The organism is Komagataeibacter europaeus, assembly GCF_002173515.1.
In the GTDB taxonomy this organism is placed as follows: Bacteria; Pseudomonadota; Alphaproteobacteria; order Acetobacterales; family Acetobacteraceae; genus Komagataeibacter; species Komagataeibacter europaeus.
Map to the genome: position 1 here is coordinate 665356 of NZ_CP021467.1, position 16736 is coordinate 682091.

The 16736-nt window shown below is 61.3% G+C and carries 12 protein-coding genes and 1 tRNA gene; 4 read left to right on the top strand and 9 right to left on the bottom strand.

The genetic code is table 11. From position 1 onward, the window contains the following. Position 1 precedes the first annotated feature (1 nt). Positions 2–940, bottom strand: coding sequence for a LysR substrate-binding domain-containing protein (locus S101446_RS02885; RefSeq protein ID WP_010509378.1), 939 nt, complete (start codon positions 938–940; stop codon positions 2–4). A 375-nt stretch (positions 941–1315) separates the two neighbouring features. On the opposite strand from S101446_RS02885, the gene S101446_RS02890 reads away from it, so the two are divergent. After that, positions 1316–3796, top strand: coding sequence for a TonB-dependent receptor plug domain-containing protein (locus S101446_RS02890; protein ID WP_026019808.1), 2481 nt, complete (start codon positions 1316–1318; stop codon positions 3794–3796). A gap of 98 nt (positions 3797–3894) precedes the next feature. Here the strand turns inward: S101446_RS02890 and S101446_RS02895 are convergent, their stop codons facing one another. Continuing rightward, positions 3895–4200 (bottom strand): plasmid stabilization protein, encoded by a 306-nt coding sequence (locus S101446_RS02895; protein ID WP_087607554.1) that lies wholly within the window; start codon positions 4198–4200, stop codon positions 3895–3897. 464 nt (positions 4201–4664) lie between these two features. Between S101446_RS02895 and S101446_RS02900 the strand changes: the two genes are divergently transcribed. Beyond that, positions 4665–6263, top strand: a complete 1599-nt coding sequence (locus tag S101446_RS02900; RefSeq protein ID WP_087607555.1) for a B12-binding domain-containing radical SAM protein — start codon at positions 4665–4667, stop codon at positions 6261–6263. A 162-nt stretch (positions 6264–6425) separates the two neighbouring features. Here the strand turns inward: S101446_RS02900 and S101446_RS02905 are convergent, their stop codons facing one another. Continuing rightward, positions 6426–7196, bottom strand: coding sequence for a CatB-related O-acetyltransferase (locus S101446_RS02905; protein WP_010509383.1), 771 nt, complete (start codon positions 7194–7196; stop codon positions 6426–6428). Positions 7197–7691: 495 nt separating this feature from the next. Further along, positions 7692–7766 (bottom strand) — tRNA-Val (locus S101446_RS02915). A gap of 194 nt (positions 7767–7960) precedes the next feature. On the opposite strand from S101446_RS02915, the gene S101446_RS02920 reads away from it, so the two are divergent. Further along, entirely contained in the window at positions 7961–8806 is an 846-nt protein-coding gene (locus S101446_RS02920) for an N-formylglutamate amidohydrolase (protein ID WP_087608810.1), read from the top strand. Positions 8807–8844: 38 nt separating this feature from the next. Here S101446_RS02920 and S101446_RS02925 read toward each other — a convergent pair whose 3' ends face one another. From S101446_RS02925 to S101446_RS02945, 5 genes are all read right to left on the bottom strand, one after another. Next, on the bottom strand, positions 8845–9207 hold the full coding sequence (locus S101446_RS02925; RefSeq protein WP_019085504.1) for a YidB family protein: 363 nt from the start codon (positions 9205–9207) through the stop codon (positions 8845–8847). Positions 9208–9423: 216 nt separating this feature from the next. Next, complete coding sequence (locus S101446_RS02930) at positions 9424–10110, bottom strand: NUDIX domain-containing protein (RefSeq protein WP_087607556.1); 687 nt, start codon at positions 10108–10110, stop codon at positions 9424–9426. 45 nt (positions 10111–10155) lie between these two features. After that, positions 10156–13107 carry a glycosyltransferase gene (locus S101446_RS02935; RefSeq protein WP_087607557.1) on the bottom strand — a complete coding sequence of 984 codons (2952 nt, stop codon included), beginning with the start codon at positions 13105–13107 and terminating at the stop codon, positions 10156–10158. A gap of 50 nt (positions 13108–13157) precedes the next feature. Next, the gene (locus S101446_RS02940; protein ID WP_010509390.1) at positions 13158–13664 is read right to left on the bottom strand and encodes an aminoacyl-tRNA deacylase; all 507 of its coding nucleotides are present in this window, start codon (positions 13662–13664) and stop codon (positions 13158–13160) included. A 93-nt stretch (positions 13665–13757) separates the two neighbouring features. After that, the gene (locus tag S101446_RS02945) at positions 13758–14450 is read right to left on the bottom strand and encodes a YoaK family protein (RefSeq protein ID WP_244184428.1); all 693 of its coding nucleotides are present in this window, start codon (positions 14448–14450) and stop codon (positions 13758–13760) included. 914 nt (positions 14451–15364) lie between these two features. On the opposite strand from S101446_RS02945, the gene S101446_RS02950 reads away from it, so the two are divergent. Further along, positions 15365–16714: an amidohydrolase family protein gene (locus tag S101446_RS02950; protein WP_053323023.1), complete on the top strand. Its 1350-nt coding sequence runs from the start codon at positions 15365–15367 to the stop codon at positions 16712–16714. Positions 16715–16736: the final 22 nt, after the last annotated feature.

Consider the following 16736-nt stretch of genomic DNA (forward strand, 5'->3'; position numbering starts at 1 on the left):
CTCAGCCGAAAGGCTGGGCGCCCGGCCAGTTGTGCGAGGCCGCCATGGCCTGGGCCAGTTCGATGAGCAGTTCGCGCACCGCGACGGAGGCTTCCGTTTCGGGAATGATTTCAGGAATGCACAGCGACACGTCTTCCTGAATGACCGGGTTGCGTAGCGGGTAAATGCGCGAACGGCCGGGCACGACAATGCGACTGGCGACGGACCAGGGCAGGATGGTGCTGCCGATGCCTTCTTCTATCGCGCCCTGCAGGGTAATCAGGGCCTCGATCTCGGCGACGATGCGCGGTTCAAGCTGCTTGCGCATGAAGGCCATGTCCACGCTCTTGCGGACAAAGTTGTGCCGCGGCGGCAGGAGCAGGGGCGTGTCGGCTATGTCCACCAGTTGCACCGCCCCGGTTTCATCCTGCGGGAATTCCAGCCCGTGGGGGGCGAGCAGGAAGAATTCCTCCTTCATCAACGGGGTGAAGATAACACCCTTGATCGGCCCCGCGCCGTGGATGACCGCCATGTCCAGCCGCCCGGTCATGATCAGTTCGCTGTAGATGTCATCAAAGCTTTCGGTCAGGTGCAGCGTGATGTTGGGCAGGCGCGCGCGCACGCGTTGCAGCAGCTTGACCGACAGCGTGGACCCCGCGCTGTAGGGCGACAGCCCGACCGACACCTTGCCCACCAGCGGCCCGGCCCCCTGGGTTATTTCAACCATGGCCCGGTCGAACTGTTTGGTCAGGGTCTGCGCATGCCGGTACAGTTCGGACCCAGCCGTGGTGGGCGTGACGCCGCTTTTGCTTCTGATGACAAGTTTCTGCTTGAAGGCGTTTTCAAGCGTGGCCAGCTGCTGGCTCAGTGCGGGCTGTGCAATATTCAGCAGGTCAGCCGCGCGGGAAATGCTGCCAAGGTCAATGATTTTAATAAAAGCCTGCAGTCGCCGTATATCCAACTGGAACTCCATAAATATTATAGGCCGGGGGCTTTATTGCATTGATAATAGGGATATTTCTGAAATTGTCAATATATTGTCATGTGCGGGCATGACGTTTCGGGGAATTAACGCTTCGCGCGCAGGGGCGTGGCGGCTCGATCCATTTTCGAAACAGGATTCCTGATACTTGCAATGTATAGTGTCCAGAACGCGACACACCCGAAAACCCGAAGCGTTTTCAGTTATATAATTCATTAAATCCAAGTAAGAACCGCCACCGCCCCCGAACATATCAATAATCCATATGACGCCAAATCGTAACGAACGCGCATCATAAACCTGCACATATTCGTTACCAAACGTCCGGTTCGGGTTTCAGGGGGGGGAAGGCAGATGTCAGGCCTATCAAAGCGGAAGTTATATCTGGTGGCTGGGGTCGCGTTCGGTACATTCGTACCGGTCGTGGGTGAAGCCGCGACGGCAGCCGTTTCATCCCCTGAAAAACACTACAGGGTTGCCCCCGCCAAGAAGACGACGGTCGTAAAGCATGCCACGCCCACGGCGCTGCGCGCGTCCGGCCAGCCGGAAGTGATCCATGTGGGTGGCCATCAGACCAATTCCGTCTTTTCACCGGGCGCGGCGCGCCACAGCACCACGCAGGTAACGGTCGTGACCGGCGCGGAACTGCTCAAGACCGGCCAGACCAATGTGCTTTCCGCGCTGGCGCAGGCCAACCCCGCCATCACCACCGCAGCCCTGCCCGGTGGTGGCGCAAGTTCCTTTGTCCAGACCATGCAGCTGCGCGGGCAGTCGCCTGATGACACGCTGATCCTGGTGAACGGCCATCGCCGCCATATCGGTGCGAATTTCAATTCCAACGCGGGCACCAACTGGGGCAGTGAACCGGCCGATATCTCGCTTATCCCCATCACGGCGATCGACCATATCGAAGTCATTACCGAAGGCGCGTCCGCGCTGTACGGTCAGGACGCCATTGCCGGCGCGGTCAATATCGTGCTGAAGCGCGACACGCATGGCGGCACCATCAATTTCAAGAACAGCGGGTATTACGCGGGCGACGGGCAGGCGCTGGATGGTTCGGCCAGCTACGCCATGGCGCTGGGTAACAAGGGCGGCTACCTTGACCTGGCGGCACAGGTTACCCACCAGCTGCCCACGACGCGGGGCGGGGATTTCTATGGCACCCTGTTTGCCGATCCCACGCGCAACGCAACGGCGGACCGTAACGTGCAGCGCGGCCTGGGCCTGCCCAAGAGCACGCTTGAAACGCTGAGCGAAAACATGTCCATTCCCGTGGCGCACGGGTTCAGCTTCTACAGCACGTCCACCTTCTCGCACCGTCGCGCCAACGTGCCTGAAACATACCGTGCCAATTCGGGCGCGGATGAATGGGTCAACCCGTCGCTCTACCCCAATGGTGACCAGCCCTACATCACCATGGACCAGTATGATTTCGAGACGGATAACGGCATCCGCGCGCGCAAATTCGGCTTTGCATGGGATGCGTACGTAACCTATGGCCGCGACCAGCAGAAATACGGCACCAAGGATTCAGAAAACGCCACGATGTCGGGCGGGTCATACGTCTATGACCCGACCCAGACGTCCTTCTATGACGGTGAATCGATTTCATCCGAACTGACGACCGGGCTGCGGGGATCGCGTTCGTTCCACACCGGCCTGCTGCCCCGGGACATCAACCTGAAATTCGGCGCGGAATACCGTCACGACACCTTCCAGATGACGCAGGGTGAGACCGCGTCATGGGGCGGGCAGGGGGCAACCGATCACCCCGGCAACGTGCCCATGGCGGTGACGAACCAGAACCGCGACGTGTACGAAGGTTTCGTCAACCTGGATTTCTACATCACCAAGAAATGGGAATGGACGCTGGGCGGCCGCGTTGACAGCTACAACAACCTGGCCACCGTCGAGACCGGGTCCATCGGCACGCGTTACAACTTCAACAAGCGTTGGGCGATCCGGGCCAACATCAATTCCGGCTACCGCCCGCCCACGCTGGGTGAAATGTCCTATTTCTATTCAGCGCCCTATCCCGGTTACACCGTGGACCAGGTGCCCGCGAACAGCGCCATCGCCAAATACCTGGGCGCTGGCAACATGAAGGGCGAGTATTCGCGCAGCTATACCATCGGGCTTGATGCAACGCCGGTGGATGATTTCCACATCACGGGCAACCTGTATTACATCGCAATCAATGACCGTCTGGGCAGCACGCAGTCCTATTCGGTCGATCCGAATGACGCCACGCTGCAGAAACTGCTGGCGGCGGCCAATATTTCCAGCGCAACGTCACTGTCGTACTATGCCAACCTGTACAACACCCAGACGTTTGGCGGTGACCTGAGTGCGGATTACACGCTGCATACGCACCGGTTTGGCAAGTTCCGGTTCGCCATGGGCATCAACTTCTCCGATAACGAGATCCGTTCCGCCCGCAACAACCTGGTGAATGAATACACCAAGGAAATGGTCCTGCATTCCGCGCCCAAGAACCGCGAGCAGATCAGCGTAAACTGGCAGTACAAGAAATGGTCCGTCTTCCTGCAGGAAATGCGCTATGGCTCCATCACCTACATGGCGGCCCCGACCGGTCCCGGCGCCGTGCCGTTTGAACAGAACCCGGCCTTCATCACCAACCTGGAAGTGGACTACAAGCCCGTTCCACGGTGGACCATCGGTGTCGGCGCGAACAACCTTGGCAACAAATACCCGACCCGCATTTCCAGCGCGATCGCCAATTCGCAGCAGGGACTGGCGAAATACGCGTCCTATTCCCCCTATGGGTTCAATGGCGGGATGTACTACGTCAAGACGTCCCTCGATTTCTGATACCGCCTGACATGCAGGCACCGGCACGGCTCCCTTTCCTGATCCATCGGGAAGGGGAGCCGTTGTCGTTCTGGAAAACACGGTGTGGGGACCGTATCCTATTTCCCTTCATTTTCGCGGCGCGTTTCAGCGGCCTTCCGGGCGGAAGCCGCGCGTTTTTCCGCCGGACGGCGGGCGGTGGCCGTCCCGCCAGCGTACCCACCCCTGCGTGCGGGTTCGTGCGTTGTCGCATGCCCCCGGCCCGATCCGCTTTTCCTGCCGCCACCCGTCTCTTTATTGACGGTGGCCCAGGCGCGGCGTTCGGCCTCGTCCCCGCTGACGCCACGGGATTCGTAGCTTTCCTCGATATGTTCGGCCTGTCGCTTCTGCTTGTCCGTGTATGCGGATTTGTCACCACGCGGCATGGTCCATCCTCCCGTTGTGGGTGATTGGCGGGGCCTTGCGCGCCATATGCGGCAAAAGCTCCCCCTCCGGCATGACAATGCCGGGCCATGGAAAAAGTTTGCCTGCCCCACGCATCACATCGGCCCGCGCCGGGTCATGACCCGAAATCTGGATGAAAGCGCGGCGTGGCGGGGGCGGGATGGCCGTGCCGCACCGGCGTGTCAGGCAGGGCGGACGGGGGCTTTCATATTCCTGTTACATTTTGCAAAACGGCGATCCAACATTGCAATTGCTCCTCTATCGCTATTGTGGGGCAGGCGGTGTACAGACTCCCTTCATCCAGATGGAAGACCCACATGACGACCGTTCGCCGGAATAGAGCCATTCCAACAAAGATGGATCAGTCCGTCCGCATTCGCCCTGCCACCAGCCAGGGAGGCCGTTTCAATCAGGAAGGGGAGGCAGACCAAGGGATCTCATCATAATGACCGATACCTGCAAGGTCCTGATGATCTTCCCGCTCTTCAACGCCAATTCATTCTGGAACTACCAGGAAGCCTGTGATCTGGCTGGCGCGCGCTATCCGGCCGCACCGCTCGGCCTGATTACCGTTGCGGCCCTGCTGCCCGAAAACTGGGAAGTCCGGCTGGTCAACCGCAATACCGAGCATCTGGATGAGGCGGATTTCGCATGGGCCGACATCGTGATGACCGGCGGCATGCTGCCGCAGCGTAACGATGCCCTGCACATTATCGAAATGTGCCATGCCCATGACAAGCCGGTGGTGGTTGGCGGCCCCGATGTCACATCCAGCCCGGCGCTGTACGACGCCGCGAATTTTCAGGTCCTGGGCGAAGCCGAGGAAATCATGGTCGATTTCATCGCAGCCTGGCGCAAGGGTGACCGGCAGGGCGTGTTCGAAGCGCCGATGGGCAAGACGGATGTCACGAAAAGCCCGCTGCCCCGCTTTGACCTGCTGAAGCTGGACCAGTACCTGCATGTCGGCGTCCAGTTTTCGCGCGGGTGTCCGTTCAGTTGTGAATTCTGTGACATTATCGAACTGTATGGCCGGGTGCCGCGCACCAAGACCAATGCACAGGTCATGGCCGAACTCGATGCCCTGTACGCGCTGGGGTATCGGGGGCATGTGGATTTTGTTGATGACAACCTGATCGGCAACAAGAAGGCGCTGAAGAAATTCCTGCCCGACCTGAAACGCTGGCAGGATGAGAAGAATTTCCCCTTCGAATTTTCGACCGAGGCGTCCATCAACCTCGCGGATGACCCCGACCTGCTGCGCAGCCTGTCCGATACCAATTTCTTTGCCATATTCGTCGGCATCGAAAGCCCGGATACGGACTCCCTCGTGCTGATGCAGAAAAAGCAGAACACGCGGCGCAGCCTGCAGCAGAGCATCGAGACGATCCACAAGGCCGGGATTTTCGTCAATGCGGGCTTCATCGTGGGCTTCGACAGTGAAAAGGGCAGCGTCGCCGGAGGCATGATCGAGTGTATCGAGGATACGTCGATCCCGGTCTGCATGGTCGGCCTGCTTTATGCCCTGCCCACGACACAGCTGACGCGCCGCCTGCTGGCGGAAGGGCGCCTTTTTTCCGGCAGCGAACAGACGCAGTCGGGCGACCAGTGCACGGCGGGGCTGAATTTCGAGACAAAGCGCCCGCGTCGCGACGTGCTGAACGACTACAGGACGGTGCTTGCGGCCATCTATGACCCGGTTGCCTATTTCGGCCGTGTCCGCAGGCTTGGCCGGATGCTTGGGCGCAAGCGCGCGCACCGGATGATAAAGGGCGACCTGCGCAGCTTTTTCCGGCTTATGTTCCGTATCCACCGCGCGGGACCGGGCACGGCCGGACAGTTCTGGCGCATGATGCTGGACTGCGCCCTGCATAACCCCAGGGCGCTGCCCTATGTGGTGATGACCAGCGCGTTATACCTGCATCTCGGCCCGTTTTCGCGGCAGGTCATTGCCGAGATCGATGGCGAGATCGCGGACGTGGACCAGGGCCGCTGGCACGCGCCGCCCGTCATGCATCCTGTCGCGGCGGAACCTGTGCCCGCCTGACCCCGCCCGGCGCGGGTGTGAAAACCCGCCGCCGCATGCAAACCGGGGGCGGGAACAGCATGACGCGTCGTGGCCTGTGACGATCAGCATCACCACGCCCGTCCTGGCCGCGGCATCCGGTCATGTGCTTTCATCTGCCATATCAAGCGGCCGAGGACTTGCCTACGCCAATGTCCTCAGGGCCGGTCCAAGCACTTTTTCAAGTAATTTCCTTGGGGTCGTGTCCGAAACAGACTTCAGGTCGGAAAATCTTATTTTAGGGGGATGGAATTTTTCTATTCCTTCCACCTGGCTTTCAAACATCTGTGTAAATTCCACCGGGTCCTGCCAGTTCAGCATGTTCAGGTCCCAGTAAGCGTAATCCCACCATTTGATCTGAAGCATTTTCTCGATGATTTTTTCATCAAATCGCATCTTTATGATCCGGGCAGGATTGCCCCCGACAATTGCATAGGGGGGCACGTCCTTTGTCACGACAGACCCTGCGGCGACAACAGCGCCGTCATGGATGGTTACGCCGCCTTTTACCAGGACCCTGGCACCTATCCAGCAGTCATTTCCTATGACTATTTTTCCATATTCAGGTGAAAACGGCACTGTATTCCAGTCTTTATCCTGCTCTTTCGCAAGGTCACGATAAAAACCGTCAGTGATTACGGGACTTGACGTGACAAAGTCCAGCGGATGTCCCCTGCTGAAATCTGAAAAATTATTTGCAATGGATGAATATCTTCCAACCGAGACATTCGCGTAAATTTTGGAAAATGAATATGAAAATGCGCCACACTGGAACAGTGTATTGTGCTTGAACCCGGCATATCCTTCTATCTCGGCATCTTCATTCAGGCACCGTATATATAATTTAGCGCCATCTACTTTTATATGTCTTTCCTTCAATGCATTTATCAGTTTTTTGTTCAGTATAATTTTCATGACAGGCAATCTTTATCAGTTTTCAGATTTTATCTTGTATAATGAGACCTTACGGTCAACATCAATCATGATTGCGGCCCGTTCCGCACGGGGGGGCACGCGTCATCACCCGGATGCTACGACGGTCCGGGTCAACCAGAACACCGCCGCGTTAAATCGCATGGTCCCGGTTACGCGCGCCCCGACGGCCGCGCTGATCGTGTTGTCCAATCTACTGGCTCTTTCAGGCGTACCGGAAACCGGCACGGGCTTCCATCTGCTGCGACCCGGGGGGCATCTGGAAATTCGGTGTTGCGGCATCGTGACCTGTACCAACCGAATGGGTGCGGGTGCAGTATATGGAATGGCACAACGATAATCGCCATATGGCGATTATGGAAAAGGGGCGCGGACTGATCCGTGCCGGTGGGACACGACATGAACCGATCCAATCCGTCTGGATTGAAATCGTAATGGCGAACTCACTGATTTTCATGGGGTTTCTGACCGGAGCGGTGGTGGGCGCAACAGGGATTGAACCTGTGACCCCTACCATGTCAAGGTAGTGCTCTACCGCTGAGCTATGCGCCCTAACCGCTCCGGTGAGGTGGCTTTTACTTGCCCTTTCAGGGGGATGCAACCCCTGTTTTGAAAAAAATCGCATTGACCGCAAAGCGGCCTCCTGTCCCTATGGCAGGCATGTGCTGTACTGCCTTCCCGCCCGTAGCCATCCGGGGCTGTCCGTGGCCGTTACCCGCGGAAAAAACGCCGTGACGGAACCCGCCATGCCGCCGTTTCATATCCATTGCCCCGACGGGGCGGGGACGTCCGTCATCGTGGCGTCACCGCATTCGGGCCGGAACTATCCGCCGGAATTCCTGCGCATGTCGCGGCTGGATGCGCGCGCCCTGCGGCGTAGCGAGGACTGTTACGTGGACCAGTTGTTCGCATCTGCGCCGGGGCAGGGGGCGACGCTGCTGCATGCGACCTTTCCCCGCGCCTATTGCGATGCCAACCGCGAGGCATGGGAACTCGATCCCACCATGTTCCGTGAAAAGCTGCCGGACTGGTGCAATACCACCAGCCGCAAGGTAAGGGCGGGCTTTGGCACGATCGCGCGCCTTGTCTCCCATGACGGGCCGATCTATCCCCGCCCGCTGCCCTTCAGCGAGGCCGAGGCCCGCATCCGCACCTGCTGGCAGCCCTATCATGACGCGCTGGCCACCCTTGTGGCCGACAGCGTGGCGCGGCATGGCTGCTGCATCCTGCTGGATGCCCATTCCATGCCCGTGCTGAAGGGGCGGGGCGCGCAGCCGGATTTTGTTCTGGGGAATGCGTGGGGCACGGCGTGTTCGCCGCAACTGACGGCGCTGGTGGAACGTACATTGCTGGCGCATGGGTATAGTGTCGCGCGCAATGTCCCGTTTGCCGGCGGTTACGTCACCCGCCATTATGGCCGGCCGCGCCGGGGCGTGCAGGCGCTGCAGCTGGAAATCAGCCGGGCGCTGTACATGGATCAGGATACGCTGTTACCGCATGCAGGCTTTACGGCATTGCAGGCCGTGCTGGGGGATCTGGTGGTCCGTCTGGTGCAGTATGGCGGCATGCCGGGGCAGCAGGCGGCGGAATGAAAAAGGCCGGGCATGATACCCGGCCCTCCTGTCGCACGTCAGGCGGTCTTGGTGGGCACCGCGCCCTGCGGCGTCTGGGTATTGACGGCTTCGGGCAGCAGGTGGGCCAGAACCGGCAGGATGGTGGCGGCTGGCAGACCGGTCTTGTCCACCATGGCCTGCACCTGCTGGCTGCTGAGCAGGCTGCGCAGTTCATCGGTGGAAATGGGCAGGTTATGGCCATCACCGATCCACGAACGCACCTTGTCCCCCAGTCCGGCCTGTTCCGCCTGCGTCACCAGTGAACCGATGGTTGCGGGTGTCAACAGCTGCGACAGGTAGGAATGCACCTGCTGCGACAGGCCCGACGCGCCCGCCAGGTCGCTCAGCTTGCCCATGACGTCATTGAAGATACCGCTCATTCTGCTTTCTTTCCCGTCTCTCGTATATGTGGGATCCCGACTATACTACACGACATACAGTTATAGGAAATTTATATAAACACAGGCCAAAAAAAAGCGGTGCATATGCACCGCTGAGTTTAGGGAGGAAACGTCCAAGAAGCAGTTGCACAAGGCAGTCTGCTTCCGCCCCTTATGATTGCCCTCACGGGGTTGTGTCAACAAAAAAAGCGGCGCTTACCGACGGGCCTGATACATGTGCCATGAAAGCAACGTTTTCGCGTCCGTCATGCCGATATGCGGCACCGCCGACAGGTCAATGACCCGCAGGTGGATATATTCATGTTCCCGCGCAACGCCGGTCTGGCGGTCGCACAGGGCCTGGGCCAGTGTCTCATTTATGTTCAGTTCGGCGTAATACAGGCCGATCGCCTCGTCACAGCCGCCGGGGGACAGCCAGACATCGGTCAGCTTCACCAGATCCTGCGCGCGCACCTGCAGGTCGGCGCCCACTTCCTCCGACAGTTCACGCACGGCGGTGCTGACAAACGCGCCACCATCCAGCATCCCGGCGGGCAGCGCCAGCAGGTCGGGGCGCGCCACGGGTACCCGTGCCTCGCACGTCAGCACGGTGCGGTCGGGATAGCCCGGGCATTTCAGCACCAGCAGCACCGATACGGAATCCCCGCGCAGCAGGGCCAGGCCGGGCACGCGGTTGCCTTCATGCAGAGCGTCGGCCTCGACCAGTATGAACCCCATGCGCCGCGCGTCAAAGGCAATGGCGTCGCGCACCAGCACATGGCGCAGGGTGAAGCGCGTGCGCATTCCGTCATGCCACCGCCGGAAATGCGGCGCGGCCAGCACGCGCGCCTGCAGGGCCGCGTCAATGCCGGGGGCGAAGGATATATTGTCCATCTGGTCCATGGTTTCCGGTTCCTGTCGGTTGGGCGCCGGAAACAGGCCCGGCCACTAGCCTCGCGTGAATACGGCGTCCATGATGGTGGCTACCGCGTTGCGGTAATCCTGCGGGGCGTGTTCGGTCGTGATGCGTGTCAGCGCATTGTCGCGCACCGTGTCCCATAATGCCTGGTCATGATAGAGGCGCACGACCTGACGCGCAAAATCCGCGGGATCGGTGATGCTGGCGCACAGCATGTCCTGCCCGTCGCGCCACCCTGCCTGCCGGCATAACAGGTGCGACCCCACGACCGGCAGGCCATTGGCGGCGGCTTCATGCAGCTTGTAGGCAATGCCCGCGCCGTAACGCGTGGGGGCCACGAATACGCGGTGGTGGTCGTAGACCGGGGCGGTATCGGCCACGCGGCCCAGCATGCGCACGTTGGGATGGTGGCGCAGCGGGCCAAGATCCACGCGCGGACTGGCATGGCCACACACGCTGAAACGGATGTCAGGCCCCAATTGCGCCACCAGCAGCGGCAGGACCTGCCCGCTGAACCATGCCAGTGAATCAAGGTTGGGGGAGGCCATGTCATGCACCGCGCCAAGGAACAGGATATCCCGCCGCGCCGCCCATCCCGGCCCGGTAGCACGCGGCGCCTGCACATGGCCCAGCACCGACACGTTATCAAATCCGGCGCCGCGCAGCAGGTCGGCCTCCGCCGTGTTGACCGCCACCACGCGCTGCGCCACGAACAGCGGACGCAGTTCATCCGCCAGTCGCGCGTCCAGCGGGCGCGAGGGCGTGATCGCGTGCAGGCGGTCGTATTCCATGTCCCGACAGGCGGCCAGTGCCTCGGTATCGACCACGATGCGCCCGGCGGGAATGTATGACGCCGCGTCGTTCAGGATACTGGCCACGCGGGCGGCGTTGTGGGTGCGGGCGATCCATATCGCATCGAAACACCCGCTGCGCGCGCGCAGGAAGGCGGGCAGGTCGGGCAGTTCACGGTCGTGAATGACTTCCACGTTCTCGGGGAAGGCCGCCGCCCGCGTCGCGGCGTCCTCGATCGGGCGGAATATGGGATAGATCGTGACGTGGTAGCCAAGGCCGGCCAGCGTGGTCACGATGTCATGCGACCGGGTGAAGCCCGAACCCAGGTGACGCAGCGGCAGCCTGTCCTCGATGAACAGGATATGCCGTCCGTCATCCGCATGGCGTGCGCGGGCCTCGTTCGGGGCATGCCGCAGCAGCCTGCGCCGCAGGCCGGATGCGTGGCGGCGGATGAACAGGTCGCTGTTGCGCGCGATCAGGCGCGACGCGCTGGTCCCGTCCGACGTGCCGCATTCGTAATGGACCAGGCAGACGGCCGGGTCATACAGGATCCGGTACCCCAGCGCGCGGATGCGTACGCACAGGTCGGTTTCCTCGAAATAGGCGGGGGCGAAGCTTTCATCAAAACCGTCCAGCACCTGCGCCACCTCGGTCCGGACCATCAGGAACACGCCCGAACAGAAATCCACCGCGCGCACGAAGCCCGCTTCCGGCACGCAGGGGTGGGCGTCGCGCATGTAGCCCTGCACCGACCCGTCGCGCCAGATCATGCTACCCGCTTCCTGCAGCATGCCATGCGTGCGGATGACGCGGCCGCCAACCGCGCCCGTCGTCTCGTCCGCCATAAGCCGCGACAGGGCGTTTGCAATCGCGCCGTACTGCAGGTCCACGTCGTTGTTGAGGTACAGCGTTGCCGGCGCCCGCACCCGGCGCAGGGCGGCGTTGCACCCGCGCACGAAGCCGATATTGCCCGCGAAGCGCAGCACCTCGATCCCGCGCACATGGTCCTCGATACCGGCAACACCGTCACGCGACCCGGAATCCACCACCACCACCTGCATCGGCCCGTGGTAATTCGCCCGCAGCGAGGCGAGCGTGGACATGGTCAGTTCAAACTGGTCATGCGCCACGATGATGACACTCAGGGCAGGGGGGGCGTCGGTGGTGAAATCAATCCGCCCATCCAGCAGCAGCGGCAGGCGGGCGGCGCACATGTGGCGGAACAGGGCGCGGGCCTGATCTTCCGTGACCTGTGGCGGGGGTGGCGGTTTCAGGTCGGGGCGGGCCGCCAGGTAATGGCCCAGCCCGTCACGCGCGCGGCGTCCGGCGATATCGGCCTGCACGCCGGGGTCGCGCATGTAGTGCGCAAGGTCCAGCGTGGAACACGGCTTGCGCTGTTCATGCACCCCGTCGCTGAGGAAGTGGGCATAGCCGTTGCGCAGCGCCCCTGCCTCGATCGCGGCCTGCACGTCGGGGTTGACCATGGCGTAGAAGGATTCGGAAAAGAACGGTCCCGGGTCGAACGCCTGCGGCGTGGGATTGCACAGGTAATGGTGCAGGGCGCTGCGCCACAGGCCCTGCGTGATTTCGGCATGGGCTTCGGGATAGGCCTGCACATACCATTCCGCATCGAAATACAGCGATACGCTGCGGCACGGCAGGGCATCCATGCCGCGACGCAGATAGGCGGCAAAGGGCCGACGCGTGCCGTCCTGGTCGCATTCCGCCAGCAGGGCAATGCAGGTTTCGGGGTCGAAAAAGCATGACCCGCCGCGCATTTCCCCATCACCCACGCGCAGGTAATGGTCATAGGCGTTGCGGTAACCGCCCGCATCCAGCGTCGCGGGCGTTATGTCGGGACAGGCCGCCAGATAGGCGCGTTCATCAAACAGCCAGTGCGGGTTATGGGTGCGCGCGCCCGCGTTCAGGTAGTGGTCGAACCCGCTGCGCCATGTCCCCGCCGTGACCTGTGCCGCCACGTCGGGATAGGTGGCGCGGTACCATTCCTCATCAAAAAAGGGGTTGGGCGCATGCCCCAGCGCCACGCCATGCGTGTCATGGAATTCCCGCGTCTGTTCCACGGGAATGTCCATGAGGTCCAGCATCGCCGCGTAACGGGCGCGGTACCATGCGGGATCGAACGTGGCCCAGTCATCAGCCATTTCCGCATTGTTTGAGGAAACAGCCATCGTGCATCCTGTCCCTGTTCTGTTCAGGGACGGGTTATGGACGCCAAAGGTTAATTTTTGATTGGTTCCGCCGGGGCGGGGGCTGCTGAAATATCGGCCACGCGTGCCGCCACCACCTTCTGCGCATCAGCGGGGGCAATGCGTACCACCAGCCCCCGGTCGCCCGCGTTGACATAGACATGCGGGCACGCCATGGCATCCGCCGACAGGATGACGGGCAACTGGTGTTCCTGACCGAACGGGCTGGTCCCGCCGGAGCGGAACCCGGTCAGTTCCGCCGATTTTTCCGGGCTCATCATCCGTGCGTTGCGGCCGCCGAACAGGGCCGCGACCTTCTTGAAATTCACCTTGTGATCGGCAGGCACCACCAGGCACGCCGGCGTCTTGCGGTCTACTTCCACCACCAGCGTCTTGAGCACGCAGCCCGGGTCCGCCCCGATGGACTGCGCCGCCTGCATCCCGATCAGCCCGCCGCCGGGCGCGTATTCATAATCATGCACCGAAAAGGGCACGCCGCTGGCGGTCAGGAATTCGGTGGCCTTTGTCTGTTTTGTCACGTGATGCTCCCGGCTTGTCGCGGGCCTGCCCGCATTTCCCGCGCCAAGGATAAAATAGCACCGGGTGCCATTGCAAGCACCCGCCCCGGCGGGTCAGCGCCGCATCGCCCGCCACAGCCCCGGCAGCGCAAGGGCCACCAGCCCGAACCCCATGAACACCAGCACCCGTACGCCGCAGCCACGGTATCCCGCCGCCCCCATGACCCCGCCCAGCACGAAACAGGCGATGATCGCCCCATGCAGCCGCAGCCGTTCGCGCACCCGCGCCGCGCCGGGGTCGAGCAGCCATTGCCCCAGTTCCATGCCAAGGTCGGTCAGCATGCCGGTCATGTGGGTGGTGCGTACGCGCGCGCCGGAAATATGGGTGACGGTGGCGTTCTGCAACCCCATCAGGAAACCCAGCCCATAGCCCAGGCCGCCTGCCTCCATCCATGCGGGCAGCACCCGCGACAGGATGCCAAGGGCGATCAGCAGCGCACCCTCCAGCGCGATGCTCGCGGCATGGACCGCGGGCAGGCCGTGCCTGCGGCCCATGCCCACCAGCACGGCCGCAATACACCCGCCCGTGACAAACGCCACCAGCACGCCCGCGCATGACAGCACGGACACCATGCCCCCGTCGCCCACGCCCACGGCCAGCGCCGACAGGTTGCCGGTCATGTTGGCGGTGTAATACCCGACGGCCAGAAACCCCGCCACGTTGACCGCGCCCGCCACCGCCGCCAGCGTGCAGCCCAGGCGCAGGTCGGTGCCGATACTGCGCGTTGCCCCTTCGTGAACCAGCATGCCCCTTGTTTCCATTGATGGCGGGAGGGTTCCCGCCCTGCATGATGGTATCCGCCACGGGGCAGGGGGAATGCAACCCATGCACACGACACAATGCCTCCTCCGATCACATAATGGGGAGGGCAGGGCGGATGCATGAGAAATTACAACCTGTGGTTACGCGCCTGACATATCTCATAGATATTTATTATAGATTTCTTGAAGCATGGCGCCCCGTCCCCGGCCATCCGGCGGAAAGGGGCCGCCTGCGGGACAATCCTGTTTCCGGCGATCAGGAATGTGTCAGGATCAAGGCATTGCGCAACTTCGCAACACTATGAAACATTAAGTACCCGATGGCGGCGTGATTTACATTTTTTAATATAATGATTACAGAAAATCACAAATGACCAATACCCCATACCGGTTTGACCTGACAGGATGCGTTCCAGTATTCGCTCGCGCGGGCATTCTTACCTACGGGATTAGGAAATAATACCTACAAACGGCATGATAACTGCAGGTATTCTTGTGATGTAATCATGTTTTAACCGGAAGTTAAGTTTATCAACCTATCAGGATAAATCTACGTTTCCGACCACTTGTCACCCGGCGGAGGGAAAGTCCTTACTCCTTTTGGTGTACATAAATGATACTTTTAGTTAATTGTTTGTAATCAATACAGCCGCCACGGCAACTCCACTGCATCCGGATGCATTGTTTTTTCACAATCCGAGGTTGTTTCTGCTGATATTTCCCCGCACACCCGTATCTATACATATGGACAGCCGCGCGTGATGGTGGCATGTTCCCGAAAAACAGTTAAACAACTTAATTAAATAGTGATTGGTTCAGTATTTACGTGTCCAGCTTCCCGGCATGTCGGATTTCCCCCCATCCCGCATGCATCGGGGCTGGAACAGTATGGTTAAGTAATGATCGATATTCTGATTTGTGATGCCCACCTGTATATTGACCGCGAATGGGAAATTCCCGGCGGCTGGATCGCCATTGAAAAAGATCGCATCCATTCCGTCGGTGGACCCGGACAGCCACCCCCGCCGGCCGCGCGCGTCATAAGCGCGCACGGCCGGCTGGTCACGCCCGGACTGGTCAATGCGCACCACCATATGTACCAGAACCTGACGCGTTCCTACGCCCCCGCCACGCGGATGCGCCTGTTACCATGGCTGCAGACCCTGTACCCGCTATGGACAGGGCTGGATGCGGATAGCGTATTCACCTCAAGCTATGTCGCCATGGTGGAACTGCTGCTGGGGGGGTGCACTACCTCCATGGACCATATGTACGTCCACCCCCGGCCCCGGCTGATCGACGAACAGTTCCGTGCGGCGCGCGAAATCGGTTTCCGCTTCTATGCAACCCGTGGCAGCATGACGCGCGCGCAGGAAGATGGCGGCCTGCCCCCCACCGCCGTGGTGCAGGACGAGGACACGATCATGGCCGACTGCGAACGGCTGGCCAGCGCGTACCATGACCCCGGCCCGGGCGCCATGGGGCGGGTGGCGCTGGGTCCGGTTTCGCTGTTTTCTGCGTCCGAAGGGATCATGCGTAAATCCCTCGCCATGGCCGAACGCCTCGACCTGCGCCTGCATACCCATCTGGCCGAAGACATGGAGGAGGACGATTACTGCCTGAGCCTGTACGGCTGCACCCCCACCGAACAGTTCGAGCGCATGGGCTGGTCATGTCCGCGCACGTGGATCGCGCATTACATCTACCCCTCGTCATCGGAAATCGACCGCATCGCAGGCGCCGGGGTCAGCGTGGTGCAGTGCCCCAGTTCCAACATGATGATCGGCGGTGGCAGCGCCGATGCGCTGGACATGCGCGAACGGGGCATCCGCGTGGGCCTGGGCTGCAACGGATCGGCCACGACGGACCATGCCTCCATGTGGATGGAAACGCGCAACGCCATGCTGCTGGGCCGCATAAGCCACGGCCCGCAGGCCATGGGCGCGCGTGAGGCACTGGACATGGCAACCCGTGGCGGGGCTGCCTGCCTGGGCTGGGAAGACGAGATCGGGCACCTGCGCCCCGGCGCGTGCGCCGATCTTGTGATCTGGCATGCCAGCGACGTGGCGCTGGCGGGTGCCCTGACCGACCCGCTGGAGGCATGGCTGCGCTGTGGCCCCACCGTGGCGGGAACCACCATCGTGGCGGGGAAGGTGCTGGTGGAAAACTGCGAACCCACCATGGCGGCCCTGGGCGATATCCTGCGTGAACATGCGCGGCAGGCACGGCGGATACAGCGACTGGACTAGATCACCCGATGGCTGGCTGATG

Bases quoted from the DNA above. Each gene is read 5' to 3' on its own strand.
- S101446_RS02890 (WP_026019808.1), top strand. From the start codon at position 1,316: ATGTCAGGCCTATCAAAGCGGAAGTTATATCTGGTGGCTGGGGTCGCG.
- S101446_RS02895 (WP_087607554.1), bottom strand. From the start codon at position 4,200: ATGCCGCGTGGTGACAAATCCGCATACACGGACAAGCAGAAGCGACAG.
- S101446_RS02900 (WP_087607555.1), top strand. From the start codon at position 4,665: ATGACCGATACCTGCAAGGTCCTGATGATCTTCCCGCTCTTCAACGCC.
- S101446_RS02905 (WP_010509383.1), bottom strand. From the start codon at position 7,196: ATGAAAATTATACTGAACAAAAAACTGATAAATGCATTGAAGGAAAGA.
- S101446_RS02920 (WP_087608810.1), top strand. From the start codon at position 7,961: ATGCCGCCGTTTCATATCCATTGCCCCGACGGGGCGGGGACGTCCGTC.
- S101446_RS02925 (WP_019085504.1), bottom strand. From the start codon at position 9,207: ATGAGCGGTATCTTCAATGACGTCATGGGCAAGCTGAGCGACCTGGCG.
- S101446_RS02930 (WP_087607556.1), bottom strand. From the start codon at position 10,110: ATGGACCAGATGGACAATATATCCTTCGCCCCCGGCATTGACGCGGCC.
- S101446_RS02935 (WP_087607557.1), bottom strand. From the start codon at position 13,107: ATGGCTGTTTCCTCAAACAATGCGGAAATGGCTGATGACTGGGCCACG.
- S101446_RS02945 (WP_244184428.1), bottom strand. From the start codon at position 14,450: ATGCTGGTTCACGAAGGGGCAACGCGCAGTATCGGCACCGACCTGCGC.
- S101446_RS02950 (WP_053323023.1), top strand. From the start codon at position 15,365: ATGATCGATATTCTGATTTGTGATGCCCACCTGTATATTGACCGCGAA.